Origin of the sequence: Bacillus sp. FJAT-42376 (assembly GCF_003816055.1) — a bacterium.
Lineage (GTDB): Bacteria > Bacillota > Bacilli > Bacillales > Bacillaceae > Metabacillus_B.
In genome coordinates this window covers 2,860,045-2,875,657 of sequence record NZ_CP033906.1, presented here as the reverse complement: position 1 = coordinate 2,875,657, position 15,613 = coordinate 2,860,045, and the positions used below count along the sequence as shown (strand labels likewise).

General features: G+C 47.4%; 18 protein-coding genes. 11 read left to right on the top strand and 7 right to left on the bottom strand.

The annotated features are described in order from the left end of the window. The first annotated feature begins 154 nt into the window (after positions 1-154). Positions 155-1,129 carry a quinone oxidoreductase family protein gene (locus CEF21_RS14455; RefSeq protein ID WP_123917518.1) on the top strand — a complete coding sequence of 325 codons (975 nt, stop codon included), beginning with the start codon at positions 155-157 and terminating at the stop codon, positions 1,127-1,129. A gap of 118 nt (positions 1,130-1,247) precedes the next feature. Here CEF21_RS14455 and proC read toward each other — a convergent pair whose 3' ends face one another. After that, positions 1,248-2,087 (bottom strand): pyrroline-5-carboxylate reductase, encoded by an 840-nt coding sequence (gene proC / locus CEF21_RS14450; RefSeq protein WP_123917516.1) that lies wholly within the window; start codon positions 2,085-2,087, stop codon positions 1,248-1,250. 510 nt (positions 2,088-2,597) lie between these two features. Here proC and CEF21_RS14445 point away from each other — a divergent pair. Both CEF21_RS14445 and CEF21_RS14440 read left to right on the top strand, forming a co-directional pair. Then, complete coding sequence (locus tag CEF21_RS14445) at positions 2,598-3,557, top strand: MBL fold metallo-hydrolase (RefSeq protein WP_123917514.1); 960 nt, start codon at positions 2,598-2,600, stop codon at positions 3,555-3,557. 11 nt (positions 3,558-3,568) lie between these two features. Further along, on the top strand, positions 3,569-4,357 hold the full coding sequence (locus CEF21_RS14440; RefSeq protein ID WP_123917512.1) for an SDR family NAD(P)-dependent oxidoreductase: 789 nt from the start codon (positions 3,569-3,571) through the stop codon (positions 4,355-4,357). A gap of 156 nt (positions 4,358-4,513) precedes the next feature. On the opposite strand, the gene CEF21_RS14435 is transcribed toward CEF21_RS14440, so the two are convergent. Next, positions 4,514-5,092, bottom strand: coding sequence for a hypothetical protein (locus CEF21_RS14435; protein ID WP_241156682.1), 579 nt, complete (start codon positions 5,090-5,092; stop codon positions 4,514-4,516). 482 nt (positions 5,093-5,574) lie between these two features. On the opposite strand from CEF21_RS14435, the gene CEF21_RS14430 reads away from it, so the two are divergent. Beyond that, positions 5,575-6,156, top strand: a complete 582-nt coding sequence (locus CEF21_RS14430) for a TetR/AcrR family transcriptional regulator (RefSeq protein WP_206427778.1) — start codon at positions 5,575-5,577, stop codon at positions 6,154-6,156. 23 nt (positions 6,157-6,179) lie between these two features. Then, a complete protein-coding gene (locus CEF21_RS14425) occupies positions 6,180-9,350 on the top strand; it encodes a bifunctional cytochrome P450/NADPH--P450 reductase (protein ID WP_123917510.1) in 3,171 nt (1,056 codons plus the stop codon). A gap of 18 nt (positions 9,351-9,368) precedes the next feature. On the opposite strand, the gene CEF21_RS14420 is transcribed toward CEF21_RS14425, so the two are convergent. Beyond that, on the bottom strand, positions 9,369-9,806 hold the full coding sequence (locus tag CEF21_RS14420; RefSeq protein WP_123917508.1) for a hypothetical protein: 438 nt from the start codon (positions 9,804-9,806) through the stop codon (positions 9,369-9,371). Positions 9,807-9,994: 188 nt separating this feature from the next. On the opposite strand from CEF21_RS14420, the gene CEF21_RS14415 reads away from it, so the two are divergent. Together CEF21_RS14415 and CEF21_RS14410 are read left to right on the top strand one after the other, a co-directional pair. Further along, a complete protein-coding gene (locus CEF21_RS14415) occupies positions 9,995-10,513 on the top strand; it encodes a GNAT family N-acetyltransferase (RefSeq protein ID WP_241156681.1) in 519 nt (172 codons plus the stop codon). Positions 10,514-10,642: 129 nt separating this feature from the next. Then, the gene (locus CEF21_RS14410; protein WP_123917506.1) at positions 10,643-11,623 is read left to right on the top strand and encodes a hypothetical protein; all 981 of its coding nucleotides are present in this window, start codon (positions 10,643-10,645) and stop codon (positions 11,621-11,623) included. Between the two features lie 63 nt (positions 11,624-11,686). Here the strand turns inward: CEF21_RS14410 and CEF21_RS14405 are convergent, their stop codons facing one another. Beyond that, the gene (locus tag CEF21_RS14405) at positions 11,687-12,226 is read right to left on the bottom strand and encodes a DUF1572 family protein (RefSeq protein WP_123917504.1); all 540 of its coding nucleotides are present in this window, start codon (positions 12,224-12,226) and stop codon (positions 11,687-11,689) included. 21 nt (positions 12,227-12,247) lie between these two features. Beyond that, positions 12,248-12,454 (bottom strand): YqzH family protein, encoded by a 207-nt coding sequence (locus CEF21_RS14400; protein WP_123917502.1) that lies wholly within the window; start codon positions 12,452-12,454, stop codon positions 12,248-12,250. Positions 12,455-12,663: 209 nt separating this feature from the next. Here CEF21_RS14400 and CEF21_RS14395 point away from each other — a divergent pair, with 209 nt between their 5' ends. Beyond that, entirely contained in the window at positions 12,664-13,920 is a 1,257-nt protein-coding gene (locus CEF21_RS14395; RefSeq protein ID WP_123917500.1) for a Y-family DNA polymerase, read from the top strand. 17 nt (positions 13,921-13,937) lie between these two features. Next, positions 13,938-14,276: a YolD-like family protein gene (locus tag CEF21_RS14390; protein ID WP_123917498.1), complete on the top strand. Its 339-nt coding sequence runs from the start codon at positions 13,938-13,940 to the stop codon at positions 14,274-14,276. A 43-nt stretch (positions 14,277-14,319) separates the two neighbouring features. Here CEF21_RS14390 and CEF21_RS14385 read toward each other — a convergent pair whose 3' ends face one another. Together CEF21_RS14385 and CEF21_RS14380 are read right to left on the bottom strand one after the other, a co-directional pair. Continuing rightward, on the bottom strand, positions 14,320-14,556 hold the full coding sequence (locus tag CEF21_RS14385; protein ID WP_123917496.1) for an HPr family phosphocarrier protein: 237 nt from the start codon (positions 14,554-14,556) through the stop codon (positions 14,320-14,322). Positions 14,557-14,580: 24 nt separating this feature from the next. Next, positions 14,581-14,790 (bottom strand): CDGSH iron-sulfur domain-containing protein, encoded by a 210-nt coding sequence (locus CEF21_RS14380; RefSeq protein WP_123917494.1) that lies wholly within the window; start codon positions 14,788-14,790, stop codon positions 14,581-14,583. Between the two features lie 141 nt (positions 14,791-14,931). Here CEF21_RS14380 and CEF21_RS14375 point away from each other — a divergent pair, with 141 nt between their 5' ends. Continuing rightward, positions 14,932-15,255: an iron-sulfur cluster biosynthesis family protein gene (locus CEF21_RS14375; RefSeq protein ID WP_123917492.1), complete on the top strand. Its 324-nt coding sequence runs from the start codon at positions 14,932-14,934 to the stop codon at positions 15,253-15,255. A gap of 10 nt (positions 15,256-15,265) precedes the next feature. Further along, positions 15,266-15,508 carry a DUF2552 family protein gene (locus CEF21_RS14370; RefSeq protein WP_123917490.1) on the top strand — a complete coding sequence of 81 codons (243 nt, stop codon included), beginning with the start codon at positions 15,266-15,268 and terminating at the stop codon, positions 15,506-15,508. Positions 15,509-15,613: the final 105 nt, after the last annotated feature.

Here is a 15,613-nt window from a genome sequence, read left to right as displayed (position 1 = left end):
CATACCGGCTGACCAGCTGTCAGATTCTCTAATGATTCCGGCTGTACTTGCTGAAAATTGAATCGCGGAGGCACCAAATGAGTTTCTAAATATTTACTTAAAAAGGAAAACGGAATAAAATAAAAGAAGATACATAAACAAGGGGGCTGCACATTTGAAAGCAATCATTGTAGAAGAATTCGGAAGCACAGAGAACATGAAATACGCTGAATGGGAAACTCCGGAACCGGCAGCTCATCAGGTGCTCATACAAGTCGAAAAAACGAGTGTCAATTTCGCCGATATTAAAGGAAGATACGGCAAGAAAGGAGCGAAACTTCCTTACATACCCGGACTTGATTTAGCGGGAACAGTAGTGGGAACCGGCGAAGGTGTAACAAGGTTCCAGCCTGGACAGCGTGTAATTGCGTTCCCTTCCGGCGGCTCCTATGCAGAGTTTGCTGTGGCAGATGAACAGCTTACCTTTGCCATACCTGAAACGATGGATTGGAGCACAGCGGCTGCGTTTCCGGTTGTCTCCTTTACTTCCTATCAGCTGCTGGCGGACGTCGGCAGGCTTCAGCCGGGTGAAACCGTTCTGATTCATGCGGCTGCAGGAGGGATTGGCACGACGGCAATCAAACTGGCTAAACGGTTAGGTGCGTCCCAAGTCATCGGAACGGTGGGCAGGGCAGAGAAAATCAAAGCAGCCTATCAAGCCGGAGCTGATCATGTGATTTGTCTGGAAAGTGAAGACTTTGCACCGGTTGTAAACGAATACACGGACGGCGCTGGCGCTGATGTTATTTTGGACTCCGTTTCAGGCGAGATTTCAGAGAAAAGCCTGACATGTCTCGCTCCTTATGGCCGCCTTGTTCATTTTGGAAATGCAGGCGGAGAAGCCGGCCAATTTAAAACATCCGATCTTCATTCCAGCTGCCGGTCCGTTTTAGGCTTTAGCTTTGGGACAACGCGCAAAAAACGTCCTCATCTATTGCAGAATACGGCTGAAAAGGTATTTTCGCTCTATGAAGAAGGGGTGCTGAATATCGAAATCGGCGACCGATTCCCTCTTGAACAGGCAGGGGCGGCTCACGATTTAATTGAAAGCCGGATGAGTACCGGGAAGGTTTTATTGGAAGTAAGGTAAAAGAAACCGGTTTTGCGGGCAGTCCTCTGGGCTGCTTTTTACTTTCGTAAAAATCCTGCATCGGGGTGCTTCAATAGGAGTTTTTTGCCCCGCGCAAGCAGTCTGAACCGAAAGGTGTTCATGCTTTTCTGATTTTCTTTTCCTCCTTCGAAACCAGTGCCTGCAATTCAACAGAACGCTCAGCAGCTTTTTTCACGCAAGCAACGATTGCCTCATGAAACCGGCAGTCCTTCAGTTTTTCAATTCCCGCCTCTGTTGTTCCTCCGGGACTGGTTACCTCCCTCCGCAATTGAGCAGCCTGTTTATCGGATTGCATCAGCATTTCAGATGCACCCGCAAGCGTCTGGAGAATCAGGCTTTTGGCAATATCCTTGTCAAGGCCGACTTCGCTGGCCGCATGTTCCATAGCTTCAATAAAATAATAGACATAGGCAGGACCGCTTCCGGAAAGTGCTGTAACCGCATCAAGTCTGTGTTCTTCAACGACAGCGACCATGCCGATCGTTTCAAAAAGATGTTTCGCTATTTTTAACTGATGCATGGTTACTTCTTCACTCGGAGAAATGGCCGTTGCGGACATCTGAATGGCAGCGGATGTATTCGGCATCGCACGGATGACCGGTGCTTTTTTTCCGAGCAGCTTCTGGATGGTCTGGATCGTAATACCGGCCAGTACGGAAAGAAAGAGCTGCTTTTTCACATATGGACGGATGGAAAGAATGGCCTCTTGCGCATCCTTTGGTTTCATGGCCAGGATGATGACGTCTGAACAGGCCAGCAGCTCTTCTTTATTCTCTGAAACATTTACTCCATATTGATCCTGGATATATAACAGCTTGCTCCGGTCGCTCCGGTTGATGACAGATATTTGATCAGGGCGGACGACATTCCCGCTTATTAACCCTGAAATCATTGCTTCTGCCATGGATCCGGCGCCAAGTATTCCTATTCTCATCATAATCCATCCTCCTTTTTTAGCTAAAAATAAAAAAACCTTTCCGTCCTTTAAAAAAGGACGGAAAGGTTCCGCGGTACCACCTTAGTTGGCGCAATTCAGCACCCAGCTCAAGTGCCTGTAACGCGGGCCGCGTTTAGGTTTTCCTAACAGCTGGCAGGGTAGGTTCGATCCGCAAGCGGGCTGCGCAGTCTTTCAGCCGGTGAACTGCGCTCTCTTTCGCCATTACTGGATGTACTGGTCCTGATCATCGCTTATTCCGATATCTCGTTTATATTTGTACTCCATTATGCAAGGGAGGACAAGCCAATGTCAATAGGCTTGGAAAAATTATTTATCCGAATTATTTGAATATAATGACAAGGCGGCGCTGGCACGGTAAACTTAGATTATACATAGCAGGCCGCAGTGAAAAAGACTCTAAATGACCCGGCCATGGGGGACTGAATATAGAATGTCCTCTCTTTCATCACGGTATTTTCTATAGAAAAATAATAATAGGGGCGATAAAAAATGAAGACAGAACGAAATCAGGAATCCATCATCATGCTGCCAATCCCAACTCCGTTTCCGGTAGGAGACATCAATGCCTATCTGTATAAAGGAGAATCCCTGACACTAATTGATGCAGGGCCGAAGACGGAGGAAGCGCTGGTCTCTTTAAAGACTCAAGTGGAAAAGGCCGGATACCGGCTTGAGGATATTGAACAGGTGATTGTAACCCACCATCACCCGGACCACGTCGGTCTGCTCGATGAATTAAAAGGGGCCCGGTTTGTCGGACATCCCTATAATGAGCCGTGGCTTTCCAGAGACAGGGAATTCATAGAAACTCAAAAAGCATTTTTCCACGGGCTGCTGATGGAGTTTGGAGTGGATCCGGTTTTCCTCAAATACATTAAGAATCTGGAACGCTCTCTCGCTTTTTCCTGTACCGTTTCGCTCGATCAGACCGTTAAAGGCGGAGACCATGTCCCTGGAATGGACGGGTTTCGCGTCATCGAAACGCCTGGCCATGCCCAGACGCATATTGCTCTGTACAGGGAGGCAGACGGGGTCCTTTTTGGAGGTGACGTCCTATTGAAGAAAATTTCCGCCAATCCGCTTCTCGAACCTCCAATGGAAGGAACGGAGAGGCCAAAACCGCAGCTGCAATTCAATGACACGTTTGAAAAGCTGCTCCATCTGCCGATTTCAAAGGTATACTCAGGCCATGGGGAAGTAATCGAAAATGCACATGAATTGATTCATTACAGAAGAAAACGGCAGGCGGACCGGGCTGAGGAAGTCCGCAAAATGCTTGCTGAAAAACAGATGACTGCTTTTCAGGTATGTACAGAATTATTTCCGACTGTTTTTCATAAAGAGCTGATGCTTACCATGTCTGAAACCGTTGCGCAGTTGGATTATCTAGAAAAACTAGGTAAGATAGCATCGGACGGCTCAAACGAAAACCGAATGTATTTTGCTTAGGATGGTGGAACATGGAACTGAAAAATAAAGTTGTTTTTATTACGGGAGCCTCTGGCGGAATTGGAGAAGCAATGGCCAGAAAAACCGCGGCTGCCGGAGCAGTCCCCGTGCTGCTTGCGAGGAGAGAAGACCGGCTTCAAACGCTTGCAGAGGAGCTTAAAAAAGCATACGGAACAGAAGCTCTGTATGCGAAACTGGATGTCTCGGATACGGCCTCTGTTCAATCTGTTTTCAGGCAGCTGATGGCAAAGACAGGACGAATCGATGTATTAGTCAATAACGCCGGTTTTGGAGTGTTTAAAACAGTGGATGAATCCACCCTGGAAGAGATGGAAGGGATGTTTAAAGTAAATGTGTTTGGTTTGATTGCCTGTACGAAGGCGGTGCTTCCTATTATGAAGGAGCAAGGCAGCGGCCATATTATCAACATTGCTTCCCAGGCAGGGAAAATTGCCACGCCGAAATCCAGTCTGTATGCCGCCACTAAGCATGCAGTGCTTGGGTTTTCGAACAGTCTGCGTATGGAATGCACCGGTACGAATATAAAAGTAACCACGGTTAATCCAGGCCCGATTAAAACCGATTTCTTTGAAACGGCGGATGAAAGCGGCGAATATACAAAAAACGTGGAGAGGTGGATGCTCACGCCTGACTATGTGGCGGAAAAGGTCACTGGATCCATATTGAAATACAAGCGGGAAATTAATCTGCCGAGATGGATGAACGCGGGAAGCACAATGTATCAAATCGTCCCGGGGCTGGTTGAGAAGATTGCAGGGAATGCATTTAATAAAAAGTAAAAATCACCATATATGACTCCTAAAGCCAGGCCAATTCAGGAACGGCTCATGCATAGTGGACTGGAACTTTTTTAGGCGCTATCGAACATTCGATAGCGCCTTCTATTCGGCAAACGGGTTTCGTATCGGTCCGGATTATACGGATAAACATGTGTTTTAGCCTGCTGCTTTTTTCTTTGACGCGGCAAGCAAAAAATATACGATATAAACACTCATTAGACAGAAGGTAATATTCTGCGCAGCCCCAACGATGTTATTCCAGCTTCCTGCCCCGTTTATAACCAATTGGACGAGTAAACCAAATAATAGAATGAATAATACATAAGGTGTTTTCTTAAATAAGTAGCCTGCAGCACCGCCAATACAGCCTCCGGCCAGGGAAGCCCCATACCATAAGGCATATACTCCTATTTGTTCTTTAAATGAGAGCTGTATCAATGAATGGCCATATAAGCTCCCAATTACAAAATAAAATGTAATGGCCATAACCGTATAAACCGCCCCCAGCAAGATCCCTTCCCGGACATTCCTTCCAAACCAATAACCAGCGGTCATGGCAGCGATAAACCACATTGGCAATGAGTTAATCATTACCGCTAAATACGACATAATGATTTCAAAAGCAGAAATGTCTGCCCCTTCACCCAAATAAGGGATATGATCAGACTTTACTGAAAAGATTCCAGCCAAAAAACCAATCACCAGGGCAAATACAATAAATCTTCTCCAAACCAAAATCTTTTCCCCCTCTAAGTTTGTAAGAATTATTTTACCATTCTTCCATTCCGTTAACATATAATTCCAATGACCTGAAGTGATTTTCCGGTTATAAGATGAACTCATATTCACGATTATTTTCGTATTTGCCGGCAGCTAGCAGCTAATACATAGTCCTTTGGTTTTTCTTTATCAATAATCAGGCATGAGAGTTTACGTATCGTAATCGAATTTCATGCGGTCTATTTCATTGGTCAATATGATCTAAGACATGGCCATGTTCTTCTCTGTGCTCTTTCAGCACAGAAATACATCCATATTAAAAAACTTGCTCTATATCTTTCTATATTTTGTATGAAAAGTCAGAATGTACGAACAAACTGGGTTCTTTCACTCAATTTATTTTCATTCTTACGCTCTATTCACGATTCTGCACCGCCGGCGTTACACTGGAAAAAGACGGAATGAACGTTCATTCCGCTCATCGGGGGGGACTGGGTATGACCGCAGCTGCAGCAGGAAAAGAAACGCAAATCTTGCACGCAGGACTTGTTTTATTCGCGGAACGCGGATTCGACGCCACGGCCGTTCCGGCGATTGCCAAAAAAGCCGGGGTGGGAGCGGGTACGATCTACCGCTATTTCGAGAATAAAGAGAATTTGGGCAATGTGCTGTTTCAGCAATGCCTGAGCAAATTTGAAGAAACGCTTTTAAAAGGGTATCCAAAGGAATCAGAAGACCCGAGAAAGCAGTTTCAGCATTTTTTTTACGGAATGGTCACCTTTACCAATGAGAATGAGCATGCTCTCTGTTTTATTCGAACTCATGCTCATGCGATGTTTTTAAACGAGAAAAGCACCGGTCAATTCATTCAGGCGCTTTCCCTTCTCCACGATTTTTTTGAAGAAGGAAAGTCAAAAAAGCTCATCCGCGATTTGCCGGCAAACGGCTTAATCGCCATTTTGTTCGGAGCGTTTTTGGAGCTGCACCGTCTTATACGGGCCGGCCACCTTGAAGAAACTCCCGAACTTTTAAAAGGGATTGAAGAAAGCTGCTGGGATGCTGTCAGAATTCATGAATGAATAGCAGAAAGAAGGAATGCAACGTGACAATGAGGAGTCAAATTCCAATGCCGGAGCTACAGGGAGCCTATGGGCATCTCCCGCTTCTGAATCCGGCAAAACCTGTACAATCGCTTATGAAGATTGCTGAAAAAATGGGTCCGGTATTCCGGTTTGAAAAACTATCCCGATCTGCGGTTTATGTGTCAGGACACACGCTGGCTGCAGAGGTATCAGATGAATCAAGGTTTGATAAAAGTGTGAGTCAGGCGCTTCAAAACGTCCGGGCTTTCTCAGGGGATGGCTTGTTTACTAGCTGGACGAAGGAACCAAATTGGAAAAAAGCCCACAATATCCTTTTGCCAAGCTTTAGTCAAAGAGCAATGAAAGGGTACCACAGCATGATGGCCGACATTGCCATTCAGCTTGTCCAAAAATGGGAGCGGCTGAATGCGGGTGATTCGATTGACGTCGCCGATGATATGACGAGGCTGACTCTTGATACAATCGGTCTTTGCGGATTTAATTACCGGTTCAACAGCTACTATCGGCAGGACTTTCATCCGTTTATAGACAGCATGACGGGAGCTCTGGGCGAAGCGATGAGCAAACTGCAGAGAACGGAAACGGATGAAACTTATTTAAAAGAAAAGGAAAAAGCTTTTCAGAAAAATATACAATCAATGTTCAGTCTCGTAGATCAGCTGATTGCAGAGCGCAAACAGCTCGGGAAGGAAGAATGGCCGGACGATTTGCTTTCCCACATGCTGAGGAGCATAGATCCGGAATCAGGGGAAGGCCTTGATGATGAAAACATCCGCTTTCAAATTATCACGTTTCTGATTGCCGGTCATGAAACGACAAGCGGTTTGCTATCTTTTGCTTTTTACTATTTGCTGAAAAATCCCGGTGCTCTAAAAAAAGCACAGGAGGAAGCTGACCGGGTCCTCACCAGCTCTGTTCCCGCCTTTAAGGAAGTCAAAAAGCTGAAATATGTGCAAATGATCTTGAACGAAACACTGCGGCTGTGGCCGACAGCTCCCGCTTTTTCTCTTTATGCCAAAGAAGATGACGTGATAGGCGGAGAATATGCGATTTCAAAAGGAGAAGAAGTAACCATTCTTCTCCCTCAGCTGCACCGCGATCCTTCCGTATGGGGCGGAGATGCGGATCAGTTTAAGCCTGAACGGTTTGACGATATGAGCCGGATTCCGCAGCATGCTTTTAAGCCGTTCGGAAATGGACAGCGGGCCTGTATCGGCCAGCAGTTCGCTCTTCATGAAGCAGCCCTTGTCATGGGCATGCTTTTAAAGCACTTTGATTTTACGGATCATACAAACTATGAGCTTGAAGTGAAAGAAACCCTTACGTTAAAGCCGGATCATTTCACGATGAAGGTGAAATCCCGCAAACCGTTTACCGGGTTTGGGGTACAGGCGGAAGAGCCGCCGAAAAAAGAAACAACGGTTGCTTTTCTTCAGCCGGCAGAGGATGCCCATCAAACTCCGATGCTTGTTCTCTACGGGTCCAACATGGGGACTTCGGAAGGTTTGGCAAAGGAGCTTGCGGAAAAAGGGATCCGGTACGGATTTAAAGCGGAAGCAGCGCCTCTTGATGCATATGCAGGGAAACTGCCAAAAGAAGGTGCGGTTGTCGTTCTTTCTGCTTCCTATAATGGAAATCCGCCTGACAATGCGGTGAAATTTACGGACTGGCTTGAAGGGGCAGATCCAGACGAGCTGGAGGGAGTGCACTACACCGTTTTTGGATGCGGAGACCGCAACTGGGCAAGCACGTATCAGCGCATTCCCCATCTGATTGATGCGGCAATGGAGGCGAAAGGCGCGGTTCGGGTGGCTGAGCGCGGAGAAGGCGATGCAGATGCGGATTTTGAAGGAGATTATGAAGCATGGGAGAACCAGCTTTGGGCTTCCATCGCAGCTCGATTTGGAATCGATCTTCCTATAGAGAATACGTCTGATGGCCCAGCTCTTTCAGTTGAATTTGTCTCCGGGGAAATGGCCCCTCCTATCGCCAGCGGCTATGGAGCGATAACCGCTGAGGTTGCCGCTGTAAAAGAGCTGCAGTCTGAAGAAAGCGGCAGGAGCACCCGCCATATTGAATTTTTGCTTCCGGATGGAATCGGCTATAAAGAAGGCGGACATATCGGGATTTTCCCGAAAAACAGTCCGGAACTGGTGAACCGGGTTCTTAGACGATTTCAATTAAACGGTCATGAGCAGCTGGTTTTAAGTGGAGAAGGAGCCGGCACCTCCCATTTGCCGAAAGGGCGCCCGGTTGGTGTTCGCGAACTGTTTACAAACTTCGTGGAATTTCAAGAGCCTGTAACGAGATCTCAGCTGAAAATTCTTGCGGCCGTCAATGTTTGTCCTCCGCACCGTATGGAATTGGAAGCCATGCTGGAGCGGTATCAGGAAGAAATTTTGGCGAAACGCGTAACGATGCTTGAGCTTTTGGAAAAATACATGGCCTGCGAGCTGTCCTTTGAGCAGTTTGTAGGTATGCTTCCAGCACTCAAACCGCGCTATTATTCCATTTCCAGCTCACCTGAAACATCTGCAGGGAGAGTCAGTCTCACTGTGGGTGTACTAAAGACAGCAGCGTGGAGCGGAGCGGGTGAATACAACGGAGTCGCATCCGGCTACCTTTCCCGGCTGCTTCCGGGAGACAGGGTTACCTGCTTTGTGAAGGAGCCTCAAAGCGGCTTTGAACGGCCTGCGAACCCTGAAACACCGCTCATTATGGTCGGCCCGGGAACGGGGATTTCCCCATTCAGAGGATTCCTTCAGGGAAGGCGCGCATTAAAGGAGCAGGGATACAAACTGGGGGAAGCGCACCTTTACTTTGGCTGCAGAGCCCGCAAACACGATTATCTTTATGAACAAGAGCTTATCGAGGCAGAACAGGATGGTCTTGTAACCCTTCACACTGCTTTTTCCCGTGAAGAAGGGAAAGAAAAAACATACGTCCAGCATCTTATAAAAGAAAACGCCTCCCATCTCCTGTCCCTGCTGGAGAAAAAAGGCCATCTTTACATTTGCGGGGACGGAAGCAAAATGGCACCCGCTGTAGAGAACGTGTTAACCGAAATCTATCAGACCGAGAAAGCTGTATCAGCAGGAGAAGCAGCCAGCTGGCTTGCTGATCTTCAGCAGCAGGGACGCTTTTCAAAGGATGTCTGGGCAGGTAAATAAATGCGAAGAAAGCAGCCCTTAACAAGGCTGCTTTCTTACACATGAAAGGAGAACATACCCAAAAGCAGCTGCGCAAATGGAACTGATCATAATCCCTTGTAAGGTCCCGGATCCTCCTGTGAAAAAATCATAAAACGGCAGGAGATTGGCTCCGGTGAGAAATTGCAGGCTTCCTCCTGTTATGTATGCGAGAGGCAGACCAAAAATCAGCAGCTTAAGCCAATTGATGCTCCAGCGTCCTTCTCTCCAGAAGCCCAATATCAGCTCTGGAACCGCAAACAGCATCCCGGCGGCAATAGGAAAAAGAGCCTGGAAAGCCCGGAATGTTCTCATATCATAAATTTCTTCTCCTTCTTTTTGAAGCTGAATTCCAAAGTGCGCCCCGCTATACAACAGCCATACAGCTAGAAGCAGGAATATGACATAAACGGCAGCCTGTCTGGCCAAAGCTCTCATGGTGGCACCTCCATCACTCTTTTATACCATTATATTCCATAAACAATTGATTTACACGCCGAATTATCATATAATTCACATATCTTAGTAAGAGGAGATGCGCCAATGATTGCCGTGCAGAAAACCAATATTAAAAATAGCGGGGCCGGCACCGTCTGAGCCCCTAAAATTAAGGGGGCACGAAACAATTGATCGATTTATTTACTGGAAGAACAATCCGTCTTGCCGCACCGAGAATCGCAGACATAGAGGACATGAACAGCTGGCAAAACAGCCATTATCTTAGGATGGTGGATACGGATTTTGCCTTCCCAAAGGCTCCGGATTCTCCTGCAAAAGCACTTGAATTCAGGATCAGAACGAATGAAGGGGATCAGCTGCTTGGGTTTGCCGCCCTTCACAGCATTGAGTGGAATAATCAATGCGCCCTTCTTGCCATTGGAATCGGAGAGGAAGCACACCGCGGAAAAGGCTATGGAGCAGAAGCCCTTCAGCTGCTTCTTCAGTACGCGTTTTATGAATTGAATCTGAACCGTGTTGGACTTGATGTCATTTCCTACAATGAGCCGGCCATTCGTGCTTACCGCAAAGCGGGCTTCAAAGAAGAAGGCCGTCTGAGAGAAACCGTCCTCAGGGATGGAAAAGCATTTGACCGGATCGTTATGGGAATTCTGCGGAGAGAATGGATCGCCCTGCAGGCTGAATGAAAAGATGGGGAACCTGTACCTGTTGGTACGGGTTTTTTGTTTTTTCACTCTTAGGCGGCGATATTGCAGCGGAGCGCGTGAAACAATTGTCTGCTGTGGCGGGCCGTACATGGATGATTCGAAAGCGAGTTGAAAAGAGGGCGGAAGAGGAAGGTTGGCTGGAAAGAGGCTTGGGACGGCCGGAATTCAGGTAAGATTGGCCGGAAAGAGATGAGGAACGGCCGGAAAAGACGTGGAATCGGCAGGAAAAAGAGGGTTGGCTGGAAAAGGGTTCGGAACGGGCGGATTCGAGGTGAGATCGGCCGGAAAGGGATGAGGAACGGCCGGAAAAGACGTGGAATTGGCAGGAAAAAGAGGTTTGGCTGGAAAGAGGTTCGGAACGGCCGGATTCGAGGTGAGATTGGCCGGAAAAGAAGCGAGATCGGCTGGAAAAGACGTGGAATTGGCAGGAAAAAGAGGTTTGGCTGGAAAGAGGCTCGGACCGGCCGGAATTCAGGTAAGATTGGCCGGAAAGAGATGGGGAACGGCCGGAAAAGACGTGGAATCGGCAGGAAAAAGAATGTTGGCTGGAAAGAGGTTCGGACCGGCCGGAATTCAGGTAAGATTGGCCGGAAAGAGATGAGGAATGGCCGGAAAAGACGTGGAATCGGCAGGAAAAAGAAGGTTGGCTGGAAAAGGGTTCGGAACGGCCGGATTCGAGGTGAGATCGGCTGGAAAAGACGTGGAATTGGCAGGAAAAAGAGGTTTGGCTGGAAAGAGGTTCGGAACGGCCGGAATTCAGGTAAGATTGGCCGGAAAGAGATGGGGAACGGCCGGAAAAGACGTGGAATCGGCAGGAAAAAGAATGTTGGCAGGAAAGAGGCTCGGAACGGCCGGATTTCAGGTAAGATTGGCCGGAAAGAGATGAGGAATGGCCGGAAAAGACGTGGAATCGGCAGGAAAAAGAAGGTTGGCAGGAAAGAGACTCGGAACGGCCGGAATTCAGGTGAGATCGGCCGGAAAGAGATGGGGAACGGCCGGAAAAGACCCGGAATTGGCAGGAAAAAGAGGTTTGGCTGGAAAGAGGTTCGGACGGCCGGAATTCAGGTGAGATCGGCCGGAAAGAGATGAGGAACGGCCGGAAAAGGAAGGTTGGCCGGAAAAGCTTACAGTCCAGCCCGAATCCATCACGAATCACCTCTTCTGATGCTTCTCTAGCATTTTCTGCAGGAAAATATCCGACTCTCCCCTCGGTATACTCAAGCTTTTCCACTCCGCATCCTTCCGTTCCTTTCCGATGTGCACAATCTGTCCAGTATGATACGCGTAGTGGGCCATCTGTCTTTCAATCGCATCCATTACCATGTGCGATTCGCCCCGTATAAAGATTTCTTTTAGCAGATCTTCCTCCGTGAGCTGCCCGAGTGCATGAAACAATACATTCCAGCCATTTTCCCAAACCTGCATGACATCCGCCCGGTCTCCTAAATCGTTCAGAAATTCCTGCTCACGGCTGCGGTCAGGTTTTTCCCCGTCAGTGGTGAGAAAATCGGTCCATCTGGAAACCATGTTCCCGTTCATATGCTTGACAATGACCGCGATGCTGTTTGTTTCTTCGTTTTGCTTCCAATGTAAATCCTGTTCAGTTAATTGTTCCATTGCCCGGTCACCTAAGTTTTTTACCCCCTTAAAGCGATTCATTACGACTTTGAGATACACCGTTCCCACACTCATTTCATCACTCCTTGCTTCGGATTAGAATCTGCAGTCATCCTTATTCACCATATATTCGTATACCAGATTCTCAATGACCTCGTAATATTCCGTTTCTTCATCCTTTGACCGTCCCAGATCATCCATAAATGAAACCATATCTTTTTCTGGAAGCGGATGCTCCTCCAAATCCCGCCCATACTGCTTGAAGGCACGGGTCAGCATTTTCTCCAGCCATTCTGTTTGCATCGTCACACCTGCTTTCTATTTCCCCACATTATAAGATCATTCCTTCTGCCTAAAAAAGATTTTTCGGCGGATCGAATGGCTTTTTTTTCAAAAATCCCCAATATTCCACTGTTCGGCAAAAACTACCATTGAATACGAACGTTTATTCGATTATGATTAGCGGTATAATAGAACTACGAACACACATTCTTGCTGGAGGGGTAAGTGCGATGGATTATGACCAGCTTCCCAAAAAGAAAATTCTTTGCGTTGATATGAAAAGCTTTTATGCGAGCTGTGCGGCTGTCCTGATGGGACTGGATCCGCATACCTGCTACCTTGCTGTCGTCGGGGATACCGAAAGGCAGGGAAGTGTGGTGCTGGCCGCATCTCCCCAATTGAAAAAGGACTTTAATATTAAAACAGGATCGAGAAAATTTGAAATCCCGGATGATCCCCGGATCCACGTTGTAAACCCGAAAATGGCATTGTTTATCCGCATTTCCACTGAGCTTTCAAAAATGTTTTACCGCTATGTGCCGAGAGAAGCCATTCATATTTACAGTGTAGATGAAAGTTTCATCCAGGTCGACGGTGTCGAACATTTATGGGGGGACGCCCATGAGATTGCCTGGAAAATTAAAAGCGAGATGGAGCGGGAATTCCAGCTGCCGTGTGCGATCGGCATCGGCCCGAATATGCTTTTGTCCAAGATATGCCTGGACATTGAGGCAAAAAAGACCGGGGTTGCCGAATGGACCTATGATGATGTGAAGACAAACTTGTGGAATATAAAACCATTGAGCAAGATGTGGGGCATCGGGGGAAGGATGGAAAAAAATTTGAACCGGATGGGCATTTTCAGTGTCGGCCAGCTTGCCAATTACCCTTTGGAAGTGCTGGAAAAAAAATTCGGCATTATGGGAAGCCAGCTTTATCATCATGCCTGGGGCGTGGATTTGTCCGACCTCGGCGAGCCGATTATGCAGGGGCAGATCAGCTTCGGCAAAAGCCAGATTCTTATGCGTGATTACACGGATCCGGAAGAGGTGAAGCACGTCATCCTTGAAATGTGCGAAGAGGTGGCAAGAAGAGCGCGCCATCACTGCCGGTCGGGCCGGACCATCAGTTTTGGCGTCGGCTACAGCAAGGATGAATGGGGGGGCGGGTTTTACCGTTCCCGGACGATGGAGGAGCCGACAAATATCACGATGGATCTTTACCGAACATGCCTGGAGCTTTTTGAGGAGTTTTATGACGGGAAAACGGTTCGTAAAATCTCCATTGCCCTGTCCAACATTGAGGAGGATACGGAAAGCCAGCTCAATCTCTTTCAGCCTGACCGGGAGAAGCACCGGACACTCGGGTATGTCATGGATTCCATCCGAAGCAAACACGGCTCTGATTCTCTGCTTCGGGCTGTTTCCTACACGAAAGCGGGAACAGCGAAGCACCGGGCAACACTAGTCGGAGGACATAAGGCATAAGAAAGGAGAGGAGGAAAATGATCCGTGACCGCGGAAATATTAAATGGACATCGATGATGCTGCCGGAGCATGTGAGGCTTCTCCGCCAGTGGAAAGAAGAAGAGCAGTATACGGCAAAGCCTGAGATTGATGAGCAGCAGCTGGAGGAATTTAATGAGATCATCTGCATGGCGATGGAAAATCATCAGCTCCTCCGATTTACGGTGCACGAGCATGAGAAGCTCGTGCCGTACACCGGATACATTCATTTTCTGGATCCGGTCGGGCAGGCCATCCGGATTGTAAATGAAGCAGGCAAAAGGCAGATGATTCCGCTTGAAGGAATTGTGAAGATAGAAGAGCAGAAGGAAGAATAAAAAAAGGCCAATCAGTACGTCCGCTGATTGGCCTTTTTGCCGGTTACTTTTCAAACAGGCCAAGCTGCAGAAGGGCCTCTTCCGCTGCCGTACTGCCTTCCGCATCAATCTCAATTTCTTCCCCGGGCTGCAGGGAAAGAGCCAGAACCCCAAGAAGGCTTTTTGCATCAATGATCCAGTGTTCTTTTTTTATTAAAATTCTTTCTTCAAACTGATTGGCCGTATGAACAAGCTGGCTTGCCGGATCTGCAAAAACAGGTTTTACGACACGAACTTTCATTATCCCATCCCCCAGTATGATCGATTAGTCCAATTCTTTTTCTGCACGAACGCAGGAATCAAAGGTGCCCTTATGGGTTGCATCACAATAGGGCATTTTTTTAGACTGGCCGCAGCGGCACAAAGAAAAAGCGGGCTTAGCCGGATATACATTACCGTCTGCATCCACAAGCTCCACATCTCCTGTTACACGGAAAGGGCCGTTATCCAATATTTTAATTTGAACTTTAGACATCATTGTCCTCCTTTCCAGAAAAAAGATACTCTAATGTTAATCTGAACCAGTTGAAAAAGCAACGAACCTTTGCATCATAAGGGCGAAGAAGCTGAGAGTGTGGTAAACTGTCCATACATCATTCTAAAGAAGGTGCGAGACATGAACGTAACATTTACAGAAAAAGCAATGGAACGAATTGCGCCGAGCTTGCGCGAACATCCGGAAGCTCGTTTGAAGCTGAAATACGATACAGAGGGATGCGGCTGTGTCGTATCAGGGGTCGCAGCCCTTTGGCTTGTGAAGGAAACAGAAGAGGATGATTTGAAAATCGAAACCAATTTCAAACCGGTCTATCTGGAAAAGACAAAAATGGTCTTTTTAGATGAGAACATGACCGTAGATTTTCTTGAATCCGCCAATACCTTTGCGCTGAAAAGCCCGTCACAAATGCTCAATCCGCGCATGAGTTTAGTCGTTAAGTGAGGAAGACACCATGAAAAAAGACAAATTTCAATCGATGAAAAACATTGCCCAGGACAAAACATGGGTATCATTTTTAAACAACAATCATCCATTCAGTCTGATGCACTGGTCAATTGGAGGAATCCATGACGAACAAAAGAACGTCTGGCTCCTGCAGGACGAAATGACGTTCCAGGCCCAGGAATTCCCGACGATTGATGATGCCATTGCCTGGATGCGCGAAAATATGGAAGATGTAACGGATGTACTATAAGGAGAGAGGCGCTTTAGGCGCTTCTCTTTTTTTGGTTCTTACAATGGGAAATTAATTCATTTCTTTGGCGCAAAGTGCTGATTACGGAAAGCAGGGCATCCAGTC

Coding starts and splice junctions, on each gene's coding strand:
- CEF21_RS14380 (WP_123917494.1), bottom strand. CDS start 14,790: ATGTCTAAAGTTCAAATTAAAATATTGGATAACGGCCCTTTCCGTGTA.
- CEF21_RS14370 (WP_123917490.1), top strand. CDS start 15,266: ATGAAAAAAGACAAATTTCAATCGATGAAAAACATTGCCCAGGACAAA.
- CEF21_RS14445 (WP_123917514.1), top strand. CDS start 2,598: ATGAAGACAGAACGAAATCAGGAATCCATCATCATGCTGCCAATCCCA.
- CEF21_RS14405 (WP_123917504.1), bottom strand. CDS start 12,226: ATGAGTGTGGGAACGGTGTATCTCAAAGTCGTAATGAATCGCTTTAAG.
- CEF21_RS14400 (WP_123917502.1), bottom strand. CDS start 12,454: ATGCAAACAGAATGGCTGGAGAAAATGCTGACCCGTGCCTTCAAGCAG.
- proC (WP_123917516.1), bottom strand. CDS start 2,087: ATGATGAGAATAGGAATACTTGGCGCCGGATCCATGGCAGAAGCAATG.
- CEF21_RS14430 (WP_206427778.1), top strand. CDS start 5,575: ATGACCGCAGCTGCAGCAGGAAAAGAAACGCAAATCTTGCACGCAGGA.
- CEF21_RS14375 (WP_123917492.1), top strand. CDS start 14,932: ATGAACGTAACATTTACAGAAAAAGCAATGGAACGAATTGCGCCGAGC.
- CEF21_RS14440 (WP_123917512.1), top strand. CDS start 3,569: ATGGAACTGAAAAATAAAGTTGTTTTTATTACGGGAGCCTCTGGCGGA.
- CEF21_RS14385 (WP_123917496.1), bottom strand. CDS start 14,556: ATGAAAGTTCGTGTCGTAAAACCTGTTTTTGCAGATCCGGCAAGCCAG.
- CEF21_RS14390 (WP_123917498.1), top strand. CDS start 13,938: ATGATCCGTGACCGCGGAAATATTAAATGGACATCGATGATGCTGCCG.
- CEF21_RS14395 (WP_123917500.1), top strand. CDS start 12,664: ATGGATTATGACCAGCTTCCCAAAAAGAAAATTCTTTGCGTTGATATG.
- CEF21_RS14420 (WP_123917508.1), bottom strand. CDS start 9,806: ATGAGAGCTTTGGCCAGACAGGCTGCCGTTTATGTCATATTCCTGCTT.